At 35.1% G+C, this 20,383-nt stretch carries 23 protein-coding genes; 13 read left to right on the forward strand and 10 right to left on the reverse strand.

What is annotated here, in order from left to right; translation table 11 throughout:
* The first annotated feature begins 165 nt into the window (after nt 1–165).
* The 5 genes from LV842_RS05740 (at nt 166) to ribH (ending at nt 4,370) form a co-directional block, all read left to right on the forward strand.
* Nucleotides 166–1,182, forward strand: a complete 1,017-nt coding sequence (locus LV842_RS05740; RefSeq protein WP_233110501.1) for a hypothetical protein — start codon at nt 166–168, stop codon at nt 1,180–1,182.
* Between the two features lie 50 nt (nt 1,183–1,232).
* On the forward strand, nt 1,233–2,423 hold the full coding sequence (locus LV842_RS05745) for a hypothetical protein (RefSeq protein ID WP_233110502.1): 1,191 nt from the start codon (nt 1,233–1,235) through the stop codon (nt 2,421–2,423).
* Nucleotides 2,424–2,960 carry an adenine phosphoribosyltransferase gene (locus LV842_RS05750; RefSeq protein WP_233110503.1) on the forward strand — a complete coding sequence of 179 codons (537 nt, stop codon included), beginning with the start codon at nt 2,424–2,426 and terminating at the stop codon, nt 2,958–2,960.
* A 180-nt stretch (nt 2,961–3,140) separates the two neighbouring features.
* Nucleotides 3,141–3,848: a YfgM family protein gene (locus LV842_RS05755; protein ID WP_233110504.1), complete on the forward strand. Its 708-nt coding sequence runs from the start codon at nt 3,141–3,143 to the stop codon at nt 3,846–3,848.
* A 3-nt stretch (nt 3,849–3,851) separates the two neighbouring features.
* On the forward strand, nt 3,852–4,370 hold the full coding sequence (gene ribH, locus LV842_RS05760) for a 6,7-dimethyl-8-ribityllumazine synthase (protein ID WP_233110505.1): 519 nt from the start codon (nt 3,852–3,854) through the stop codon (nt 4,368–4,370).
* 50 nt (nt 4,371–4,420) lie between these two features.
* Here the strand turns inward: ribH and LV842_RS05765 are convergent, their stop codons facing one another.
* From LV842_RS05765 to LV842_RS05775, 3 genes are read right to left on the reverse strand one after another with little or no spacing between them, the layout of a single operon-like run.
* Nucleotides 4,421–5,548, reverse strand: coding sequence for a glutathionylspermidine synthase family protein (locus tag LV842_RS05765; protein WP_262909387.1), 1,128 nt, complete (start codon nt 5,546–5,548; stop codon nt 4,421–4,423).
* Between the two features lie 2 nt (nt 5,549–5,550).
* Nucleotides 5,551–5,883 (reverse strand): hypothetical protein, encoded by a 333-nt coding sequence (locus tag LV842_RS05770; protein WP_233110506.1) that lies wholly within the window; start codon nt 5,881–5,883, stop codon nt 5,551–5,553.
* A gap of 2 nt (nt 5,884–5,885) precedes the next feature.
* Nucleotides 5,886–6,209, reverse strand: coding sequence for a hypothetical protein (locus tag LV842_RS05775; RefSeq protein ID WP_233110507.1), 324 nt, complete (start codon nt 6,207–6,209; stop codon nt 5,886–5,888).
* A 76-nt stretch (nt 6,210–6,285) separates the two neighbouring features.
* Between LV842_RS05775 and ypfJ the strand changes: the two genes are divergently transcribed.
* The gene (gene ypfJ / locus LV842_RS05780) at nt 6,286–7,146 is read left to right on the forward strand and encodes a KPN_02809 family neutral zinc metallopeptidase (protein ID WP_233110508.1); all 861 of its coding nucleotides are present in this window, start codon (nt 6,286–6,288) and stop codon (nt 7,144–7,146) included.
* Between the two features lie 48 nt (nt 7,147–7,194).
* Here the strand turns inward: ypfJ and LV842_RS05785 are convergent, their stop codons facing one another.
* The gene (locus LV842_RS05785) at nt 7,195–8,034 is read right to left on the reverse strand and encodes a GLPGLI family protein (RefSeq protein WP_233110509.1); all 840 of its coding nucleotides are present in this window, start codon (nt 8,032–8,034) and stop codon (nt 7,195–7,197) included.
* A gap of 148 nt (nt 8,035–8,182) precedes the next feature.
* Between LV842_RS05785 and LV842_RS05790 the strand changes: the two genes are divergently transcribed.
* The 7 genes from LV842_RS05790 to LV842_RS05820 all read left to right on the forward strand — a co-directional run bounded on the left by LV842_RS05790 (nt 8,183) and on the right by LV842_RS05820 (nt 15,043).
* Nucleotides 8,183–8,512, forward strand: coding sequence for a HesB/IscA family protein (locus LV842_RS05790; RefSeq protein ID WP_039371260.1), 330 nt, complete (start codon nt 8,183–8,185; stop codon nt 8,510–8,512).
* Nucleotides 8,513–8,556: 44 nt separating this feature from the next.
* A complete protein-coding gene (locus tag LV842_RS05795) occupies nt 8,557–8,931 on the forward strand; it encodes a four helix bundle protein (RefSeq protein ID WP_233110510.1) in 375 nt (124 codons plus the stop codon).
* Nucleotides 8,932–8,969: 38 nt separating this feature from the next.
* The gene (gene sufB, locus LV842_RS05800; RefSeq protein ID WP_233110511.1) at nt 8,970–10,418 is read left to right on the forward strand and encodes a Fe-S cluster assembly protein SufB; all 1,449 of its coding nucleotides are present in this window, start codon (nt 8,970–8,972) and stop codon (nt 10,416–10,418) included.
* Nucleotides 10,419–10,559: 141 nt separating this feature from the next.
* The gene (gene sufC, locus LV842_RS05805; RefSeq protein WP_233110512.1) at nt 10,560–11,303 is read left to right on the forward strand and encodes a Fe-S cluster assembly ATPase SufC; all 744 of its coding nucleotides are present in this window, start codon (nt 10,560–10,562) and stop codon (nt 11,301–11,303) included.
* A gap of 114 nt (nt 11,304–11,417) precedes the next feature.
* Complete coding sequence (gene sufD / locus LV842_RS05810; RefSeq protein ID WP_233110650.1) at nt 11,418–12,725, forward strand: Fe-S cluster assembly protein SufD; 1,308 nt, start codon at nt 11,418–11,420, stop codon at nt 12,723–12,725.
* 135 nt (nt 12,726–12,860) lie between these two features.
* Nucleotides 12,861–14,081 (forward strand): aminotransferase class V-fold PLP-dependent enzyme, encoded by a 1,221-nt coding sequence (locus LV842_RS05815; protein ID WP_233110513.1) that lies wholly within the window; start codon nt 12,861–12,863, stop codon nt 14,079–14,081.
* Nucleotides 14,082–14,227: 146 nt separating this feature from the next.
* The gene (locus LV842_RS05820; RefSeq protein ID WP_233110514.1) at nt 14,228–15,043 is read left to right on the forward strand and encodes a T9SS-dependent choice-of-anchor J family protein; all 816 of its coding nucleotides are present in this window, start codon (nt 14,228–14,230) and stop codon (nt 15,041–15,043) included.
* Between the two features lie 125 nt (nt 15,044–15,168).
* On the opposite strand, the gene hemE is transcribed toward LV842_RS05820, so the two are convergent.
* Genes hemE through hemA form a run of 6 tightly spaced genes read right to left on the reverse strand, consistent with a single transcriptional unit; the run spans nt 15,169 to nt 20,365 of the window.
* Nucleotides 15,169–16,206 carry a uroporphyrinogen decarboxylase gene (hemE, locus tag LV842_RS05825; RefSeq protein WP_233110515.1) on the reverse strand — a complete coding sequence of 346 codons (1,038 nt, stop codon included), beginning with the start codon at nt 16,204–16,206 and terminating at the stop codon, nt 15,169–15,171.
* A gap of 40 nt (nt 16,207–16,246) precedes the next feature.
* Nucleotides 16,247–16,930, reverse strand: a complete 684-nt coding sequence (locus tag LV842_RS05830) for a uroporphyrinogen-III synthase (RefSeq protein WP_233110516.1) — start codon at nt 16,928–16,930, stop codon at nt 16,247–16,249.
* Nucleotides 16,930–17,586 (reverse strand): peptidoglycan recognition protein family protein, encoded by a 657-nt coding sequence (locus LV842_RS05835; RefSeq protein WP_233110517.1) that lies wholly within the window; start codon nt 17,584–17,586, stop codon nt 16,930–16,932. The genes LV842_RS05830 and LV842_RS05835 overlap by 1 nt, the downstream gene beginning before the upstream one ends.
* 5 nt (nt 17,587–17,591) lie before the next feature.
* Entirely contained in the window at nt 17,592–18,173 is a 582-nt protein-coding gene (locus LV842_RS05840; RefSeq protein ID WP_233110518.1) for a DUF1287 domain-containing protein, read from the reverse strand.
* Nucleotides 18,174–18,195: 22 nt separating this feature from the next.
* Nucleotides 18,196–19,104 (reverse strand): hydroxymethylbilane synthase, encoded by a 909-nt coding sequence (gene hemC / locus LV842_RS05845; protein ID WP_233110519.1) that lies wholly within the window; start codon nt 19,102–19,104, stop codon nt 18,196–18,198.
* Nucleotides 19,091–20,365 carry a glutamyl-tRNA reductase gene (hemA, locus tag LV842_RS05850; RefSeq protein ID WP_233110520.1) on the reverse strand — a complete coding sequence of 425 codons (1,275 nt, stop codon included), beginning with the start codon at nt 20,363–20,365 and terminating at the stop codon, nt 19,091–19,093. Before hemA ends, hemC begins: the two co-directional genes overlap by 14 nt.
* Between the last annotated feature and the right edge of the window lie 18 nt (nt 20,366–20,383).

Here is a 20,383-nt window from a genome sequence, read left to right on the forward strand (position 1 = left end):
GGAATATTGTAACAAAATAAAATTGTAAAAGACTGATTAGTAAAATAATCAGTCTTTTTTTATGTAAAAAATTGAAAACTTTTTATCCCGGGTGCAACCTTTTTCAGTTTTGATGTGTCTTAGTAATAAGGAGTGATTAATATAAAATATCAAAAAACAACTTTTATGAAAAGAAATTACCTGTTACAAATCTTTTTTTTGTTGGCATTACAATTTTTCAATGCACAAACAATTACATTCATTTCAGAAAAGACAAATAAACCATTACCTAAAGTTTCAGTGTTTGGAAAAGACGGAAGCATTCTTGCGTATTCAGATATTGATGGGAAGATTGACAAACAAGTATTAAAACCTGAGCAGGAGAAGTTTCAGATTGTTTATGATAATTTTTCGGTGGCGAGTTTAGCGTATTCAGATTTTGATAAAGAGGTGATAAAAATTAATGACAGGGTAAAAGATATCGAAACCGTAGTCATAAAAAATAATAAACCTGCAAAGTACATTTTCGTAAAAGGTAATTTTAATACTTACGTTACAGTTAACAGTAAATTGAATTGCTATGCTGACGGAATTGTTACTTACATTTTCGATAACAAGACCAAAAAATTAAAAAGTACGAATGTCGAGCAATATCGTGTATACAGATTGGAAGATGTTAAGTTTGAGAAAAAACAAACAGCAATGTGGGACTATGATAACACGATGGATATTCCGGATATGAAGGAAGTCGGAAATATTCTGGAATACAAAAGAAAAAATGCAGTCATTAAAGAATTGAAAGGAGAACAAAAAGATCAGATCGAAATTACCGGAGAAGCCTTGCAGAAAAAAGAATTTGCGTTCTTTGGATACCGTTTTTTTGATGTTAAAAGTATTATCAATGCTTCATACGAAAAGTCAACTCAAAAAACATTGAGAGATCTGTTGGAATTCAATGAAATTGCTTTTATTAAATTAAAGCATAAGACCGAGCCGGATTACAATCAATTAGTTCTTTACACTAATTTCTATCCTACAGAATTAGACTTTAAAAATGATAACGACATTGAAAGAGTAAAGTTCGATACAGACAACAGCAACTATACAACTCAATACTGGAAAGACGCTGCTTTTCCGAATATGCAGACCGTTTTTAGCTCGTTTTTTAAAGATGATTTAAAAGAAAAAGAAAATAAAAAATAAAATCTTCATTAATAAATGGTTTTACTAAATTTGCAGCAAACCCGAAAAAAATGAAAAAGTTTTCTTTTCTGCTAATTCTTAGTTTATTGCTGTTTACAGCATGTAAAAAAGATCATGTAGATGCATCGAGTACAAAAACATTACAGTCTAGTATTAATGATATGACTTCAAGTCTGCCAACAATTAAGCAGATTAAATTTAATGAAGCCTTATACATTCTAAAAACATTTGGAGTAGATGCAGACGGAGATATTAATGAACTAAAAGCTTTAGGACAGTTAATTAACGGGAAAAAAGTACCGGAAATAATGACTATGGCAGATGAAGTGGCTCAGAAAAACGGAATAGAATGGGCAAGTACAGCGCCACCGTCGTTAGGTGAAATGAATATTTTCGGGGACGATAAAGCAAAAGAAAGTGATGCGAATGATGTGAAAGCAAGCTCATTAAGTATCATTACAAGACCTACAGGTGACGATGGAACAGGGGCGCCAACTGCACTTCAGATTGTTCCAAGATTGGTAGATAACGCAGGTAATCCAGTAGCTTTTACAGGAGCTGGTTTAGAAGCAACTCTTGAGGTTTTCAGTAACGGAGAAAAGCTTGCTACTGCAAAAAACCTGATGCAGGATAATAATTTCAAAGGGTTTAATTTAAAATTTTCATCAATTCCTGCAGCTAAAGTGATCGATAATAAAATCGATATCACGGTTTCAGTAAAAACTACAGCAAAGACTTTCAAAATGTCAAAAATAGGATTAGATGTTAATCCTTCAGCATTAAAAGTTCCTGCACCTCCAAAAGTAGATTCTACAGCAGTTAACCAAGATCCGGCTATCGTAGACCCAAATAATCCGGCTACAACACCGACAACAACAGATCCGGCTGCAACAACAGCTCCTGCAACACCAAAACAACCTACTGCAGATCCAAGAACTACCGTAAATAGTTTTTTAAATAATGTAAGCTCACAAAACCTTAAAGCAGCTTATAACTCTTCTAATAACCCAAGTTGGGGAAGTTATGAGTCTTTCTCCAATCCGAATTCAGGATTTGGTGCGGTAAAAAATGTGAGTGTTAAAAATATCACGACTACCGGAGCTAACGCAAATGGAGCAAGTGTAAATGCGACATACGATGTTACAGATAAAAGTGGAAAAACAACTTCTCTGAAAGTAACTTTCGGACTTAAAAATGTAAATGGTGATTGGAAGATTTCAAGCTATAAAATAAACCCGTAAATGGCTTCACAAGAACTTATTAAAAGACTTGAAACGACTATTGAAAACATCCCTGATTTTCCGATTCCCGGAATTCAGTTTAAAGATATTTCTCCCATCTTTCTTGATCCAAAATTATATGAAGCTGTCATTGAAGATCTGGTTGCTTTCAGCAAAGGAAAAATAGATGCCGTTTGCGGAATTGAAAGTCGAGGATATTTGTTCGGAATTGCCATCGCAGTAGCATTGGAAGTTCCGTTTATCCTGATCAGAAAGGCTGGAAAACTTCCTCCACCCATTATTTCTGAGAAATATGATTTGGAATACGGAAGCGCTATTATTGAAACGCGTGAAGGACAAATAAAACCAGGACAAAGAGTGCTGATTCATGATGATCTTTTAGCAACAGGAGGAACTACAGAAGCCGCGGCAAAATTAGTAGAAAAACAAGGAGCAACGGTATCGCAATTCAGCTTCTTGATTGGTCTTAAAGGATTGAATGGGGATGAAAAACTGAAAAAGTTCAACGCAGAAATCTATCATATTTTAGAATATTAAGAATTCTCAAAAAATATTTAAAAGCTTCATAAACTCGATTTATGAAGCTTTTTTTATGATTGACAATTAGCAATTTGCTCCATTCAAATAATATTTATTCACTTTTATTAATAATACGCATAAAGTATTTTGTAAATCCCTAAGAAACAATTAAATTTGCAGTTCAATTTTTAAAAATTTATGGCAAAATTGGGAAACAATGCTCAGAACGAGCAAGAAGGTAAAGAAACAGTAGAGTTTTTTAAAGATCTTGACAGAGAAGCTTTAAACACTGAAAGATTTCTTGAAAAATACTCAAAACAACTAGGTATCGTTTTCGGGATTTTGGTTTTGGGAGTTTTAGGTTTTTTTGGATATAAGCAATTTATTGAAGCTCCAAAAAACGTAGAAGCTGTAAAAAGTTACCTTTCTGCACAGAAAAATGCTGTTGATGGAAAAGACAAAGAAGCTCTTGGAGGTAAGTCTGCTGCAAATCCTGGATTTTTAGGAACGTACGAGGATTATTCCGGGACTAAAGTAGGAAAGCTTTCTGCTTACAACGCAGGTCTTTTGAAGTTCAAAGAAGGTAAATTTCAGGAAGCATACGATCTTTTAGATAAGTTTTCTTCAGATAATAAAACTTTGATGGCAATGAAATACGGAGCAATGGCAGATGCAAAATCAGGTCTTAACAAGAATGACGAAGCTCTTACATTATTAGACAAAGCTTCTTCTGCTTCTGATGATCCATATACTAGCTATTATTTCACAAGAAAAGCAGGGATCGTAGCATTAGGTCTTAAGAAAAATGCAGAAGCTAAAAAGTATTTTGCAGCAATTGACGAGAAATATCAGGACTACGACAACGGAATGTCTGATTCTTATATTGAAATGACTAAATATTACTAAAAAATGGCAACAGTTAATCTTTCCGATTACAAGCCACTTCATATAACTAATGCCGATGAGTTTTCAATCGGCATTGTTTTTTCTGAGTGGAATGATTTTGTAACGTACAACCTTCGTGATGCAGCCTTGGAAATTCTTGAAAAAGAAGGGGTAAAAGTAGAAAATATTACACTTTTTTCTGTTCCGGGAGCATTTGAACTGAACTATGCAAGTATGCAGCTTTGTAAGGAGCGGAAATATGATGCAGTGATTGCGATTGGATGTGTTATCCGTGGAGAAACACCACATTTCGATTTTGTATGCTCTGCAGTAGCTCAAGGGATCAAAGATTGTAATGTTCTTACCGATACACCTACGATCTTCTGTGTACTGACTGATGATACCAAAGAACAGTCTATTGCAAGAAGCGGAGGAGATCTTGGAAATAAAGGAGTAGAAGCGGCAGTTACAGCGTTGAGAATGATTGATTTTAAAAAGAATCTATCCGTTAAAAAAGGAAATATCGGATTTGGACATTCTTAATGAGAAATAAAGAAAATATAAAAGGAGCTTAATTAAGCTCCTTTTATATTTTAATCAATCAGATGAGGGATAAAACGACTCTGATTATTGGTAATTAAATTAACAGACTCTCTGATGCCGATTCCGGCAGATTCCTGACCAATCACCCAGCTTCCGATAATCGGGTAATTTCCATTGAAATTCGGAAGATCGAATAACTGCTGATAAATATACCCTTCTTTACCATAGACTCCATTGTTCTGCTCTAAGGGGATGTTGTTTTTAAACAATGTTACATTAGCTCCTTCTCTGGAATATATTGGTTTTTTTACGAAATCCTTTAAATGTTTAGGCTCAAAATACGATTCAAGTAAATAAGGATGATTCGGATACATTTCCCAAAGAATAGGTAAAATTGCTTTTGATGAAAGAAGAAGTTTCCACGCCGGTTCTATCCATTGAGACCTGAAATTATTTTTAACGAGCTTTTCTCCAAAACCATCATCAAGAATCCATTCGTATGGATATAGTTTGAAAATATATTCCATAATGGTTTTGTCTCCCGAGATAAATTCTTCAATATCTTCTGCCCATCCAATATCCTGAATGGCGATAAATTCAGTGTCGAAACCGGCTTGAGTGGCACAGTCTCTTAAATATTCCACATTCGTTGCATCCTCAATATTTGTAAGAGAGGCAAAATAGATATAATGAGGATTCATGTAATTTTTAAGATACTTCCAGTAATCGACCAGCTTTTCATGAATAGAGTTAAATTGGTCTTTGTACGGATACATCTCCTGAAGCCAATACCATTGCACTACAGAAGCTTCATACAATGAGGTTGGAGTATCTGCATTGAATTCTAAAAGCTTTAGATTTTTACCATCAAAACCGAAATCAAACCTTCCATAAATTGATGGATGATCTTCTTCCCAGCTTGTAATGATATAGTTTTTAAACCATTCCGGAATATTAAATCGATACCAAAGATTTTTTTCAATGATATAATCTACCGCTTCAAGACACATCTGCCAAAGTTCGGCGGTAGCATTTTCTATGGTGTTGATTTCTTCTGAGGAAAATTGATAATAATGGCTTTCATCCCAATAAAGCCCTTCTAAAGAGTGATAACCGAAGCCTAAATTTTCAAGTTTGTGTTCCCAGTTTTTTCGGAAACCTGATGTAATTCTTTCCATACTTATGAAGATGCTCTAAATCCGCTTCTGCCTAATCCTCCTCGTACTACATTTCCCTTATAGGTACTTCTGCCAACATTTGATTTTGAACTGATGGCGTCACTGTAATATCCGGCTTTTTGATAAGAACCATTGTGAAAAGATCCATACGGTCTGAAAGCATGATACCAAAAATATCCGGGCATAAAACCATGGCTTCTGGAGTAAGAAGCAGTGGAATCAGATCTCATATATACTTTTTTCTCATTCTTCCATTGATCTTCAGGTTTGTTTTGGGTACATGAAGCAAGAATTCCTGTTACAAAAAGCAATTTTATAGAATTAGATTTTTTCATAACTATTGTACTGTTATATAAAACTCGTAATCTTTTTTGGTTTTTGCGGTCTGATCATAGCCGTCATTACCTTCTCCAGTCACAAGAGTATCTCCTAAAGAAGGAATGGTATCTGTCTTAATAATCTCTCTAAAAAGCTTGTTGTTTTTCCAGATTTTATGTTTGGTGATTAAAACGTCTGCGCTGTCAATATGCTTTACAGAAAGTTCTGTTTCGATAGCTGCGTGTTTGTCGATGTCGCTTACTTCGTCTTCCTTATATTCTTCATTACATGAGTGTAAACTTAATACGCCCAGTAATAAAAAGAAAATTTGAATTTTTTTCACTTTAGTTTTAATTTTTCACAAAAGTAATTATTTAGTAATGATATTATTTTAAATTTACATATAAAATAAACAAAATATGAAATGGACAGACGATAGAAGCGGTAATGTAGAAGACAGGCGAGGTTCCGGAAGTGGCGGAGCAATTGTAGGAGGAGGTCTTGGTACCCTTATTATTGCAGCAATTGTATTCTTTTTGGGAGGTGATCCTTCTTCTATCCTTTCTTCAGGAAGTATGGGAAATGGAGGTGCCCAAACCGAACAAAGAGACCTGAGTGCCAATGAACTTAAAGTAAGAGAGTTTGTACAAATGGTGACTGCCGAAAATGAAGAAACCTGGACTAAAGTTTTTGCGGAGAATGGATTGAAATATCAACCCGCAAGAGTCGTTTTGTTTGAAAATACAACAAGATCGGGATGTGGAACGGCACAGTCTGCAATGGGACCTTTTTATTGTCCTGCAGACCAAACGGTTTATATGGATATGAGTTTTTTTAAAGAATTGGAACAGCGTTTCGGAGCTAAAGTGACAGAATTCTCTATTGCCTATGTAATGGCTCATGAAATGGGACATCATGTACAAAATCTTTTAGGAACTTTGGGAGAAACGGATAAAGTAAGAACAAGCGGAAATTATTCCGAAGCACAGATTAACAAAGTTTCTGTGGCTACAGAGCTTCAGGCGGATTTTTATGCAGGACTTTGGGCAAAACAGACAGATAGCAGAGAACGTATTTTAGAACCGGGAGATATTCAGTCTGCGATAGATGCTGCGGAAGCGGTGGGAGACGACAATATTCAGAAAAGATCGCAGGGATATGTAAATCAGGAAAGCTTTACTCACGGATCATCTGCTCAGCGTAAAGAATGGTTTATGAAAGGATACAATACCGGAGATATCAGACAGGGCAATACTTTCAATCAGCTTTTAAATAATTAATGTCATCAAAATAAAAAATTCCTGAAGATTTTCTTCAGGAATTTTAGTTTATGGTAATTCGATAGGATTGCTGTTTCTCTTGGCTTCTTCTTTTACTCTTTCTTCCATTCTCTTTCTCATATCAGCCGGATTTTGATTTCCACCGCCGCCTCCAATTCTCATCGGTGCAGAAATTCCGCCGCCACCGCCTTGATTCATGAATGACATGGGATCTGTTTTAAATTTTTCCTGTTGCTTTACAAAATCGGTTCTTTTTACTTTGATCACAGTTCCAAACTGGTTCAAAGCCGGAATTTCTGAGATTTTATAATTTTTCATTAAGTCAAAAGAATACTCTCCTTTGTCATCTTCAGCTTTTACAATAAGACCAGGAAGTCCACTAAATTTATACGGTCCATCCTGATAGGGTAAATCTGTAGTAAACCAGGCTGTCCATTTTCTGCCTCCAAAATCTGTTTCTGCTTTTTGAACTTTATAATCTCCTATTTTGGTAGTTTCTGAAGAAATTTTCCAGTTAATTGGGCGATCTTCCTCATAAACATAAATGTCTCGACCTAATCTGTCTTTATAAATCGTTTTCTGATTCCCTTTGTCCTTTTCAATAGAGTAGTTGATGTTTGATCTTAAGCTTTCCATCTGATCCCTGTTGAAGCTTCCTCTTCCGCCTCCGCCTTGAAAGGCTTTTTGCATAATAGAATCTCTTTTAACCCTGTTTTCGGAATAGAAAAGAGATTTTTCAGCCGAAATGTCTAAATACGCATTTTCGGTTTTGATGTCGGCTTTATTGGATGCATCAGGTTTCATAGTAACCTGATAAACAAATCTGTTGGTTTGTGCAAAAATATTCTGTACGAATAGCGCTAAAGCAATGATGCCTATTTTTTTCATTTCTGGGTTAATTTATTATTTGGATTTCAAAAGATTACCAAAGTTAAAGCTTATCAATGATAAAAATCGATAAAATAAAAAAGCTGATTTTTATATCCTGATTTTTGTTCGTATTTTTGCAGAAAGTAAATCATTCTAAATAAATACAATGATAAAAGTTTCAGATCAAGCAAAAGCGAAAGCCATCCAGCTGATGACAGAAGATGGTTTTAAACCTTTTGAAGACTATATAAGAGTTGGAGTGAAAAGCGGGGGATGCTCAGGATTAGAATATGTTTTGAAGTTTGATAACGAAAAAACAGACACTGATCAGGTTTTTGAAGACAATGATATTAAAATTATTGTAGATAAAAAATCAATTCTCTATTTGGCAGGTACAATTTTGGAATATTCAGGAGGGTTGAATGGAAAAGGATTTGTTTTTAACAATCCGAACGCATCCAGAACATGTGGATGTGGAGAATCTTTCAGCCTTTAGGCTGATTAAAAAGATTTAGAGATTAAGAAATTAAAAAAATATTTATGGCTGTTTCATTTGAAAATTTCCCAATTTATAAAAAGGCAATTTCATTTACAGTCAAAGTTTTTAAAATTCTTGATATTGAAAATTTGCAAAAAGAATTTTCACTCAAAGATCAACTAAAAAGAGCGACTTTATCAATAACTAATAATATTGCAGAAGGCTCAGAATATGGAAGTAATAAACAATTTATCAAATTTCTTTGGATCGCAAAAGGAAGCTGCGCTGAAGTAAGAAGTATGTTATTTGTTTTATACAGTTTAGAGAAAATCAATGATGAGACTTTCAATACACTTAATAATGAGTGTCTGGAAATAACAAAAGAGATTTATCATTTTATAAAATATCTTGAAAAGAGCACTTTAGACGCTAAGTAATATCTAAATTTCTTAATCTCTGAATCTCTTAATAAATTATGAGTAAATATACTGAAGACGATCTAAGAGTCGATCTAGAAAATAAAAAATATGAATTCGGTTGGGAAACAAAAATCGATTACGAAGATTTCCCGACGGGTTTGAATGAAGACATCGTCCGTGCAATTTCTGCTAAAAAAGAAGAGCCGGAATGGATGACTGAATGGCGTTTGGAATCTTTCAGAATCTGGTTGAAAATGGTGGAGCCGGAATGGGCAAACATTAAATATGAAAAACCGGATTTTCAGGCGATTAAATATTATGCCGCTCCAAAAGCAAAACCTGAGCTGGAAAGCCTGGATCAGGTAGATCCTGAATTATTGAAGACTTTTGAAAAATTAGGAATCAATATCGAGGAACAAAAAAGACTTTCGGGAGTTGCGGTTGATATCGTAATAGACTCTGTTTCTGTGAAAACAACTTTCCAGGAAACATTGATGGAAAAAGGAATTATTTTCTGTTCTATCTCTGAAGCAATCAAAAACCATCCTGACTTAGTAAGAAAATATCTTGGAAAAGTAGTTCCAAGAGGAGATAATTTCTATTCAGCATTGAACTCTGCAGTTTTCTCTGACGGAAGTTTCTGTTATATTCCAAAAGGAGTAAGATGTCCGATGGAATTATCAACGTATTTCCGTATCAATCAGGCAGGAACAGGTCAGTTTGAAAGAACACTTGTCATTGCTGATGAAGGAAGTTATGTTTCTTATTTGGAAGGTTGTACAGCGCCGTCGAGAGATGAAAATCAGCTTCACGCAGCTGTGGTTGAGCTGATTGCCATGGATAATGCGGAAATTAAATATTCAACGGTACAAAACTGGTATCCTGGAAATGAAGAAGGAAAAGGCGGAGTTTTCAATTTCGTAACGAAAAGAGGGCTTTGCGAAAAGAATGCGAAAATCTCTTGGACACAGGTTGAAACTGGTTCTGCAGTAACTTGGAAATATCCTTCATGTATTTTGAAAGGGGATAACTCGGTTGGAGAATTTTATTCAATCGCGGTAACCAACAATCACCAGTATGCAGATACAGGAACAAAGATGATCCATATCGGAAAGAATACAAAATCTACCATTATTTCTAAAGGTATTTCTGCCGGAAAATCTCAAAACTCATACAGAGGTCTGGTAAAAGTAATGCCTACTGCAAAAGGAGCGAGAAATTTCTCTCAGTGTGACTCTTTATTGATGGGTAACGAATGTGGTGCACATACTTTCCCTTACATCGAAATTAAAGATCCTACGGCACAATTGGAGCACGAAGCAACGACTTCAAAAATCGGTGAAGACCAGATTTTTTACTGTAACCAAAGAGGAATCGATACGGAAAGAGCAATTGCTTTGATCGTAAACGGTTTCAGTAAAGAAGTTTTAAATAAATTACCAATGGAATTTGCTATTGAAGCTCAGAAATTACTTGAGATTTCTTTAGAAGGTTCTGTAGGATAATCTTAGTTTATTGAAAAGGAAAATTAAGATTAAAAAAAATAAAAATAATATTTCATTCGCTAGCGTTAATGCCTTTGTTAATTGTAGTTTAGTGTTACAAAGGATGTACTCAAAGTTTGACCTTGCGATAAATTTGAATGTATGTTAAATATAAAAAACTTGCACGCCAAAATTGAAGATGGCGCAGAAATTTTAAAAGGTATCAATCTTGAAATAAAACCAGGTGAAGTTCACGCTATCATGGGACCGAACGGAGCTGGTAAATCTACTCTTTCTTCTGTGATCGCAGGAAAAGAAGATTATGAGGTTACAGACGGAGAAATCATTTTCAGAGGTGAGGATATCATCGAAGATGCTCCTGAAGAAAGAGCTCACAAAGGTATTTTCCTTTCTTTCCAATATCCGGTAGAAATTCCGGGAGTTTCTGTAACGAACTTCATCAAAGCAGCGATGAACGAAAACAGAAAAGCAAACGGATTAGGAGAAATGCCTGCAAAAGAAATGTTGGCTTTAATCCGTGAAAAATCTGAGCAATTAGGAATCAAAAAAGACTTCCTTTCAAGATCATTGAACGAGGGATTCTCCGGAGGTGAAAAGAAAAGAAACGAGATCTTCCAGATGATGATGCTTGATCCGAAGTTGGCTATTCTTGATGAAACTGATTCAGGATTAGATATTGATGCGCTAAGAATCGTTGCAGACGGTGTAAATGCATTCAAAAATGAAGGAAATGCAGTTCTTTTGATTACACACTATCAGAGATTGCTTAATTATATTCAACCGGACTTCGTTCACGTTTTGGCAAACGGAAAAATCATCAAAACTGGTGACAAATCTCTTGCTTTAGAACTTGAAGAAAAAGGATACGACTGGCTTCTTAATTAAGAAGAACAATTTTTAGTTAAGATGTTATCAATCCTAAACTAAAAGCAAAGCGGAAAAACCGCATTATTTTACAATATTTAAATAAATAAAGGTGTGATGGCCGAAATATCAGTAATGGCTTTATACGATCAGATTGTTGAAAATCACGGTGAATTTTTGGAGAGTCTTCATCACAGATTTCTGGATGGGGATAGAAAAGCAGCTCTTCAAAGATTCGAAAACGTTGGTTTTCCGACTAAAAAAGACGAAGAATATAAATATACCAACCTAAAGGAGATTACTGAAAAAGGATACAACTTTTTCCCGAAAGAAAGTCACAATATCACCAAAGAGCAACTGGATCAGTTGCATTTGGGAGAAGAGAATTTTGACTGGATTACTTTCGTAAATGGTAAACTTCATAAAGAATTATCAAAAGTTTCGATTGAAAATGTTGAGTTTCTTTCATTTAATTATGCATTGAATGATGAGAAGCATAAAGATGTTTTTGATCAATATTTTAATACAATTGCTGCAGATAAATCAGCTTTCACAAACTTAAACCAGGCGTATTGCAAGTACGGTTTCTTTTTGAAAGTTCCTAAAAATGTAGTGATTGAAAAACCAATCCACGTTTTCTACATCTCTCAGAATCAGGAAGAAAACACGTTCTACAACACGAGAAACTTATTGATCGTAGAAGAGGGGGCAAAAGTGGAAATCATTGAAAGTCACCATAACTTTGACAGCACTTATGTGTTGACCAACTCTGTGACTGAAATTTTCACTTACCCGAACGCAAAAGCGGATTGGCATAAATTACAAAACGATAACGATACTTCTTATTTAATTGACAACACTTTCGCAAAACAGGAAAAAGACAGTTTAACGACTGTAAACACATTCTCTTTCGGAGGTAAATTGGTAAGAAATAACTTAGATTTCATTCAAAACGGATCGAATATCAATTCATTCATGAACGGAATTACCATTATCGGTAAAGATCAATTGGTAGATCACCATACGGCGGTTCACCACAATCAGCCGAATTGTGAAAGTTATCAGAATTACAAAGGAATTTTCGACGGAAAATCTCATGGAGTTTTCAACGGAAAAGTTTTTGTAGATAAAATTGCTCAAAAAACAAATGCTTATCAGCAAAATAATAACGTTTTATTGAGCGAAGGTGCAACCATTGATACAAAACCTCAGCTGGAGATTTTTGCAGATGATGTGAAGTGTTCTCACGGTTGTACGGTTGGGCAGTTGAACGAAGATGCATTATTCTACTTGAGAGCAAGAGGGATTTCTAAAAAAGAAGCTCAGGCGTTGCTTTTATATGCTTTCGCCAACGATGCGATGCAGAATATTGATATTGAGCCTCTAAAAGAGAAAATTTCAAAACTTTTAGCAGAGAAATTAGAAGTAGATATTGAATTTTAATCAATCTATTGGATAATATAAAAAAGCACTTCAAATCGAGGTGCTTTTTGCTTTTCTTTAACAGCAAGTATTAATAAAAAAGCCGTAAATTTGAAGAGTTCTAAATAAGAACGTTTTAATTTAAAATTTTAATAAATGTTTGACATTCAGGAAATCAGAAGTCAGTTTTCTATATTAGATCAGAAGGTGAATGGTAAACCATTGGTTTACTTAGACAATGCGGCAACCTCTCAGAAACCCAATTCGGTTTTAGAAGTTTGGAATACATATTATACAGAGATCAATGCTAATGTACATAGAGGAATTCATACATTAAGTCAGTTAGCGACTGAAGAAATGGAGCTTTCGAGAAGAAAAATCCAGAAGTTCATCAATGCTAAACATGATTTTGAAGTTATTTTCACGAAAGGAACTACAGAAGGACTGAACCTCATCTCTTATATTTTAACTCAAAAACTAAAAAAAGACGATGAAATAATCATCTCTTATCTTGAACATCACTCGAATATTGTTCCGTGGCAATTGCTTTGTGAAAGAACAGGAGCTAAATTAAGAGTTATTCCTATCGATGAAAACGGAATTCTTCAGCTAGATAAATTAGATGAGTTTTTAAGTGAGAAAACGAAGGTTGTTTCGGTAAATCAGGTTTCAAATGCTTTGGGGATTGTAAACCCGATTGAAGAAATTATTGCAAAAACAAGAGCACATTCAAATGCTTATATCGTAATCGACGGAGCTCAGTCTGCACCGCATTTTACAATTGATGTTCAGAAATTAGACTGCGATTTCTTTGTGTTTTCAGGCCATAAAATGTATGCTCCGATGGGAACGGGTATTTTGTATGGAAAGCAAGAAGTTTTGGAAGATCTGCCGCCGTTTCACGGAGGAGGAGAGATGATTGCTACGTGTTCTTTTGATGGAACAACTTATGCGGGACTTCCATTTAAGTTTGAAGCAGGAACACCCAATGTAGGAGGGAATATTGCTTTGGGAGCTGCTGTTGATTTTATTCAGAAAGTAGGGCAGGAGAATCTTCAGAATCATGAAAATGCTTTGCTGGAATATGCTCAAAAACAGCTTTTGGAAATCGAAGGACTGAAAGTATATGGTGAAAAAGCTCACAGAACTGGTGTTGTTTCTTTTAATCTTGAAGGAGTAGGGATTTCTTCCGATGTAGGAATGATTCTCGATAAAATGGGAATTGCTGTAAGAACGGGACACCATTGTACACAGCCTATCATGAATTTCTTTAATATTGCAGGAACGGTGAGAGCCAGCTTTGCAGTTTATAATACGTTCAATGAGATTGATGCTCTTGTAGAAGGGGTTAAAAAGGCGCAACGAATGCTAAGCTAATGCTTTGAAAAAATAAATTATAAAAAGCACTTTCAAAATATGAAAGTGCTTTTTTTGTAACATATTTGAAATGAATAAATTATGTAATTTTTTACGTCGTTGGTATAAAATAATTCATTAAATTTATTCTACCTTAAAATGTTACCATGAAACAACAATTACTTTTCTTTTTGTTAGCTTGTGGAATATCTAATGCACAGGTGTTTTCAGAGAATTTTAATGGAGGTTCTATGCCTTCAGGATGGACGGTCAACAATCCGGATACTACGTATAATTGGGGAGTAGGCAGTCAGTCAGGTTTTGCAACTTTTCCAAGTGGTGCTGCTTTTTTCGATGATGATGATGCAGGTCCTACAAGTATTAACTCTAATGCAAGATTAGTATCTCCGGTTATCAATCTTGTTGGGGTGGCAAGCCCAAAATTATCATTTAAATATGCTAATATGATCTATGATCTGGATTCCACCGTAAAAGTCGAGGCTTTCAACGGGACTTCCTGGGTTCAGGTGTTCAGTTCTTCGGGAGATTCAGGACAATGGGGAATTGACTTTAATACTTTTATGTATATTGTTGAGGCTTATGACAATGCTATAAACATCGACTTGACACCCTATAAAAATGCCAATTTTCAGCTTAGATTTGTATACAATGATGCTGGAGATTATTCTTATGGAGTGGCAATTGATGATGTAACGATTACAAACGCAGCGTTAGCGACTTCTGATATTTCTGTTGAAGCTAAACTCCAGATCTATCCGAACCCTGTAAAAGACAACCTTTACATCAGGTCTGATCTAAAGCCTAATTCGAAAGTTTCTGTAGTTGATATGTCCGGAAAACTGGTGAAAACATTCACAGGAAAATCAGGATCATACAACCTATCTGATCTTCCGAAGGGAACTTATATAATTCTTATAGATGAAGATAAAGAAGTGATTAGAAGAAAAATTATCAAACAATAATTAACAAGGCTCCTGTAACAAGGAACTGTGTCTTTTTTTTAATAAAAGATTATTTTATAGAAAAATCCCTTTCAACAACTGAAAGGGATTTTAATTTATTTTAAAACAGAAAAAATCTGAGAGAATTAAAACTGGGTTGTCGGTTTCCAATCTACTACCGCTCTGATGAACGCTTCTGCATTTTCTACAGGAATATTAGGCAAAATACCATGCCCTAAGTTCGCAATATATCTGTCTTTGCCAAAACGGTTGATCATTTCAGTCACCATTTTTTTAATGGTTTCAGGCGTAGAATGTAATCTTGCAGGATCAAAATTTCCCTGAAGAGTCATGGTGTGATTCGTCATTGTTCTTGCCAATTCCGGAGTAATCGTCCAGTCAACACCTAAAGCTGAAACTTTAGACATCGTCATATCTTCCAATGCAAACCAACATCCTTTTCCGAAAACAACCACATGAGTTAAAGGACTTAAAGCCTCAACGATCTGATTGATGTATTTCCAAGAGAATTCCTGATAATCAGCCGGAGAAAGCATTCCTCCCCAAGAATCGAAAACCTGAACAGCAGAAACACCTTTTTCCACTTTTCTCTTCAGATAAGCGATTGTAGTATCTGTAATTTTTTGAAGCAATAAATGAGCGGCCTCCGGCTGTTGGAAACAGAATGATTTAGCAATATCAAAAGCTTTACTTCCTTTTCCTTCTACACAGTAGCAAAGAATCGTCCATGGAGAACCAGCAAAACCGATCAATGGAATTTCATTGTCTAATTTTTGTAAAGTCAGTTCAATTGCATCAAAAACGTATCCTAATGTATCATTTACATCTGGAACCACAACATTCTGAACTTGTTCCATTGTTCTGATCGGAGTATCCAACCAAGGTCCAACAGATTCTTTCATTTTAAAGTCAATTCCCATTGCCTGTGGAACCACCAAAATATCAGAGAACAAAATAGCGGCATCCAACGGAAATCTTCTGATAGGCTGTACAGTGATTTCAGAAGCCAATTCAGGAGTCTGACATCTTGTAAAGAAATCATATTTATCACGCAGTGCAATGAATTCCGGCAAATATCTTCCGGCTTGTCTCATCATCCAAACTGGTGGTCTTTCTACGGTTTCTCCGCGAAGTGCTTTTAAGTATAGGTCGTTCTTAATCATAATATGGTAGACTGATATTGTCAAAAAGACAATTAAATATTCAATTTTTGTTTATAATTTCCTTTTTAATCAATTTCAAAACAGAGATCAAATTATTTCCTTCTGAGGTTAAAATTGGTTTTGAAGTATACTTTCTCAATTCATTGGCTGTCGTTTCACCAATCGAAACAAGTTGCATCTCTTCAAAGGAATTTCGATTTGCAAAACTACGAACTCCGCTCGGACTAAAAAATACACTCACATGATATTTTTCAGTTATTAACGGATTGATTTCCTCCGTGTTGTAAACAGTGATTTTTTTATAGCTGATATTTTGTAGAGGAAGATTTTCGTCAAGCACGTCCAATGCTATGTTTCCACAGAAATGTAAGAATTTTTCATGTTGACAGTGGCCGATTATGAATTTTGAAAGTGTGTCCGCATTTTTCAGCATTTTAAAAGTTCCAAAACCGTTTTTTCTTAATTCCCGTTTTGTTTTTTCACCGACACAATAAATTTTATTATAATTTTTTGCAGTAAAAGTTTCGTTGGGTTTAAAACCGTTTTTAAAAAAAGAACTTACTCCTTTTGCGCTTGTAAAAATCAATGAATAATTTTTAAGGTCAAAAGGGGAGATTTTTATAGGATTTGTTTTAATTACCTCAACATAATCGACCGAAATATCCTCTCCTAATTCTTTGGATATAATAGATGGTTCTATGTTTTTGGTAAATAAAATCTTCATTAAGGCTTATCTTTTAAATGTAAATCGGCGACCTGAAGTCTCACTTTGCTCATGAAATCTTTTCCCGGGTCTTCTTTTCCAGTGAAATATTTCGGATCAGATTCTTTCCACAGTTTTGAGTTTCTGAAAATACCGTATTCTGAATGGCCGATAAGATATTCGATTTTATATTTCTGAGCTAAATATCTTACCAATTGAGCATTGGCTGCAACCTGTTTTTCGGTCAGCGGTTCTTTTTTACTCCCGATGTTTTCAATTCCGATGGCGCAATAATTCAGTCCGATCGTGTGTCTTGCAAACTGAGTCGGCTCCATTAACTGGTAAATTGTACCATCACGATCAATAATAAACTGTGAAGAAACATTTAAGGTGCTTTGTTTTTTTAGAGTGCCTCTTGCGTTTTCGAGATTGGTTTTGTTGAAATATTTGAAATTACTTTCTACATTTCCGCCTGCTGTGTAATGCAGAATGATCATTTTAGGAACAATCGTCGGTGTTTTCTGAACCAAACCATGATGCTCTTTCAAATACTCTAAACTTAAGCGAACTCTTTCTTCAGAATAACTGATAGGCTTATTGATTATTTTCGGTTCATTTTTCTGTCCTGCAGCGAAACCTATTATCAAAATAAATAAAAAGCAAACAATATTCTTCATGATCTTTATTTCTGATATTGATAATGTCCGGTAATGGTAAATTTAAATAAGCAATCTTCGATAACTTGTCCACCTCCGATATTATGAACAATTAAATATCGTTTTCCGTCCGCTGATTTTCTGTTGACCACAATACCGATGTGCGTTAAATTCCCAGGTAAAATCCAGGTTACAATATCTCCGGGAACATACAGTTCCGGTTTTGTTTCTATAGATTTTGATTTTCCGAATTTGGCAAAGAATACTCTAAGGTTTGGAACTCTGCGGTGATCAATATTTGTATCCGGTCTTTTCAAACCCCAGTTTTTAGGATATTTTGAAAAGTGTTGCTTCATGTCTTCATGAACTTCTTTCTGAAGATCAATTCCCAGTTTTCTGTACGCTCTGATGACAACATCGGTGCAGACTCCTTTGTCCGAAGGAACATCACCGTTCGGATAGGGTATCGTAAAATAAGCAGGATCGTAAGCTACCTTATCTTTTGTTATGTTTAAAGCGGCATCAGAAAGCTTTTGGGCAAACTGAGCTTGTGCTTTTGAAATAAAAACACAAAACAGAATGATAAGGATAGTGAGATACTTTCTCATTATTGGGGAAATTTAGAATCAATTAGATCTGGCTTTTAATTTCAGCCATTAATTCTTTTCCGCCATTTTCGAGAACGACTTTTGCAAATTTTTCTCCAAAATCTTCTTCTTCATTATAGACAAAACTTTCATCTGTAGCGATACAGTTTTTACCGTCTAATGAACAAAGTGCCGCTTTGAAACGGATCTGGTCTTCAAAAATCTCAGCAAATGCACCGATAGGCGCAGTACAACCTCCTTCTAATGTGCTTAGGAAATTTCTTTCCATTTCTACACAGATTTGGGTAGATTTATGATTGATTGATTTTAAAACTTCGTTGATTTCTTTTTTGTCAGAATGTCCTGCAACAGCAATTACGCCTTGAGACGGAGCCGGAATTAAAAACGGAAGCATTTCGTAATCGATGTCCATTTTCATCCTTTTAATCCCTGCTAAAGATAAAATCGTTGCGTCGAAATCTCCTTCTTCCAATTTCTGAAGACGGGTCTGAATATTTCCACGTATGTCGGAAAACTCAGCATTTGGAAAGTTCTTTAACCAAAAAGCTCTTCTTCTTAAACTGCTTGTTGCTAATTTTAATTCGTGGAATTCTTTATTTCTTGCAGATTCTTTTCTGATCAAAACATCTTGCGGGAAATCTCTTTCCAGATAGGCAATCATCTCAATATTCTGAGGCAATTGGGTAGGAACATCTTTTAGAGAATGTACAGCAATGTCGATCTCGTCATTCAGCAATGCTACGTCAAGATCTCTTGTGAAAACACCTGTGATTCCCAAAGAATAAAGAGGTTGGGTCAGGTTTTTATCGCCCGAAGATACGATAGGAACGATTTCCGTTAAATAATTATTGTTTTGAAGATGTCTCGCAACTTCTCTCGCCTGCCAAAGTGCTAATGCAGAATTTCGGGTTCCAATTCTAATGCTTTTCATTAAATTCGTTGTTTGGTTGTTCAACTAATATTTCGTGCATTAATTTACTAATTTCTTCGGCTTTTAACGGATTATCGATGATATATTTTGCAAAACGGTTGGTAATTTTCTGAATCATTTTGTCGGAAAGTTCCATGTCCGTGATATCTATATATTTATTTTTCTTATAAAAATTGTGCATTTCATTGCGTTCCATGTTCTTTAAAACCGCTTTGAAATGATGAATGTTGGGAGCCAGTTTTCTCTTTTTTTCCCACTCAAGAAAATCTTTGGTCAGCTCTTTAATGATTTTTTCAGCTTTCGGAATTTCTTTTTCTCTCTGCTGAATGGTTTCCTGAATTTGTTTTGAAAGTTCATCAACATCAATCAGGGTCACGTTCTCATTTTCTGTAACATCTTTTGCGACGTTATGAGGAATTGAAAGGTCGATCACCAAAGTTTCTTTTCCGTTCGGGAAATGAGATTTATTAACAATCGGATGTTTTGCCCCGGTTGCTACGATAAGAATATCTGTGTTTTTTAATTCTTTATCAAAATCAGCATAGTCGATATGCGGAATATTATATTTCTCGGAAATCTTTGCTGCTGTTTCCTGAGTTCTGTTGGCAATTTTAATTTTCGGCTGATAAACGTGTTTTACTAAGTTTTCAACCGTATTTTGTCCGATTTCACCTACTCCTAAAAGCAGGATGTTTTTCTCAGCAATCCTTTTCTGGCTATTTAAAATATAATGAACTGCTGCATAAGAAACAGAGGCTGCTCCATTGGAAATTCCGGTTTCGTTTTTGATTCTTTTGGAAATCTGAATAGCGGAATTAATGGCTCTTTCTAAAAAAGGATTAGAATTTTGTCTTTCTTTCTTAAAGCGGTTATATGCTTTTTTGATTTGCCCGATAATTTCAAAATCCCCGATAATCTGGCTTTCCAAACCTGCAGCCACTCTGAATAAGTGTGTTAAAGCTTCTTCTTTTGTCAGAATATTAGCAAACTGTAAGAAATCCATTAGATTTACTCCAATCGTTTTGCAATACTCTTCGGCAATCAAAAGATAATTTGGTGAAGTGGTATAGATTTCGGTTCTGTTACAAGTAGATACTACAAATGCGTCCCCTAAGTTTTCATCATGAATTTGGGTGACAAAGTTTTTGATATTTTCATCAAAGAAGGCGAACTTTCCTCTGGTTTCTACATCAGCCTTTTCAAAGTTAATGGAAAGTACCGAGAAATTCGCTGTTTGATGGATATTTGAATACTGTAACATAAGCGCAGCAAATTTACG

The sequence above is a fragment of the Chryseobacterium gwangjuense genome, from assembly GCF_021311115.1.
Classification (GTDB): domain Bacteria; phylum Bacteroidota; class Bacteroidia; order Flavobacteriales; family Weeksellaceae; genus Chryseobacterium; species Chryseobacterium gwangjuense.

What these genes read in the sequence shown, in the direction of transcription:
- LV842_RS05740 (WP_233110501.1), top strand. Translation starts at nt 166, where the DNA reads ATGAAAAGAAATTACCTGTTACAAATCTTTTTTTTGTTGGCATTACAA.
- LV842_RS05745 (WP_233110502.1), top strand. Translation starts at nt 1,233, where the DNA reads ATGAAAAAGTTTTCTTTTCTGCTAATTCTTAGTTTATTGCTGTTTACA.
- LV842_RS05750 (WP_233110503.1), top strand. Translation starts at nt 2,424, where the DNA reads ATGGCTTCACAAGAACTTATTAAAAGACTTGAAACGACTATTGAAAAC.
- LV842_RS05755 (WP_233110504.1), top strand. Translation starts at nt 3,141, where the DNA reads ATGGCAAAATTGGGAAACAATGCTCAGAACGAGCAAGAAGGTAAAGAA.
- ribH (WP_233110505.1), top strand. Translation starts at nt 3,852, where the DNA reads ATGGCAACAGTTAATCTTTCCGATTACAAGCCACTTCATATAACTAAT.
- LV842_RS05765 (WP_262909387.1), bottom strand. Translation starts at nt 5,548, where the DNA reads ATGGAAAGAATTACATCAGGTTTCCGAAAAAACTGGGAACACAAACTT.
- LV842_RS05770 (WP_233110506.1), bottom strand. Translation starts at nt 5,883, where the DNA reads ATGAAAAAATCTAATTCTATAAAATTGCTTTTTGTAACAGGAATTCTT.
- ypfJ (WP_233110508.1), top strand. Translation starts at nt 6,286, where the DNA reads ATGAAATGGACAGACGATAGAAGCGGTAATGTAGAAGACAGGCGAGGT.
- LV842_RS05785 (WP_233110509.1), bottom strand. Translation starts at nt 8,034, where the DNA reads ATGAAAAAAATAGGCATCATTGCTTTAGCGCTATTCGTACAGAATATT.
- LV842_RS05790 (WP_039371260.1), top strand. Translation starts at nt 8,183, where the DNA reads ATGATAAAAGTTTCAGATCAAGCAAAAGCGAAAGCCATCCAGCTGATG.
- LV842_RS05795 (WP_233110510.1), top strand. Translation starts at nt 8,557, where the DNA reads ATGGCTGTTTCATTTGAAAATTTCCCAATTTATAAAAAGGCAATTTCA.
- sufB (WP_233110511.1), top strand. Translation starts at nt 8,970, where the DNA reads ATGAGTAAATATACTGAAGACGATCTAAGAGTCGATCTAGAAAATAAA.
- sufC (WP_233110512.1), top strand. Translation starts at nt 10,560, where the DNA reads ATGTTAAATATAAAAAACTTGCACGCCAAAATTGAAGATGGCGCAGAA.
- sufD (WP_233110650.1), top strand. Translation starts at nt 11,418, where the DNA reads ATGGCTTTATACGATCAGATTGTTGAAAATCACGGTGAATTTTTGGAG.
- LV842_RS05815 (WP_233110513.1), top strand. Translation starts at nt 12,861, where the DNA reads ATGTTTGACATTCAGGAAATCAGAAGTCAGTTTTCTATATTAGATCAG.
- LV842_RS05820 (WP_233110514.1), top strand. Translation starts at nt 14,228, where the DNA reads ATGAAACAACAATTACTTTTCTTTTTGTTAGCTTGTGGAATATCTAAT.
- hemE (WP_233110515.1), bottom strand. Translation starts at nt 16,206, where the DNA reads ATGATTAAGAACGACCTATACTTAAAAGCACTTCGCGGAGAAACCGTA.
- LV842_RS05830 (WP_233110516.1), bottom strand. Translation starts at nt 16,930, where the DNA reads ATGAAGATTTTATTTACCAAAAACATAGAACCATCTATTATATCCAAA.
- LV842_RS05835 (WP_233110517.1), bottom strand. Translation starts at nt 17,586, where the DNA reads ATGAAGAATATTGTTTGCTTTTTATTTATTTTGATAATAGGTTTCGCT.
- LV842_RS05840 (WP_233110518.1), bottom strand. Translation starts at nt 18,173, where the DNA reads ATGAGAAAGTATCTCACTATCCTTATCATTCTGTTTTGTGTTTTTATT.
- hemC (WP_233110519.1), bottom strand. Translation starts at nt 19,104, where the DNA reads ATGAAAAGCATTAGAATTGGAACCCGAAATTCTGCATTAGCACTTTGG.
- hemA (WP_233110520.1), bottom strand. Translation starts at nt 20,365, where the DNA reads ATGTTACAGTATTCAAATATCCATCAAACAGCGAATTTCTCGGTACTT.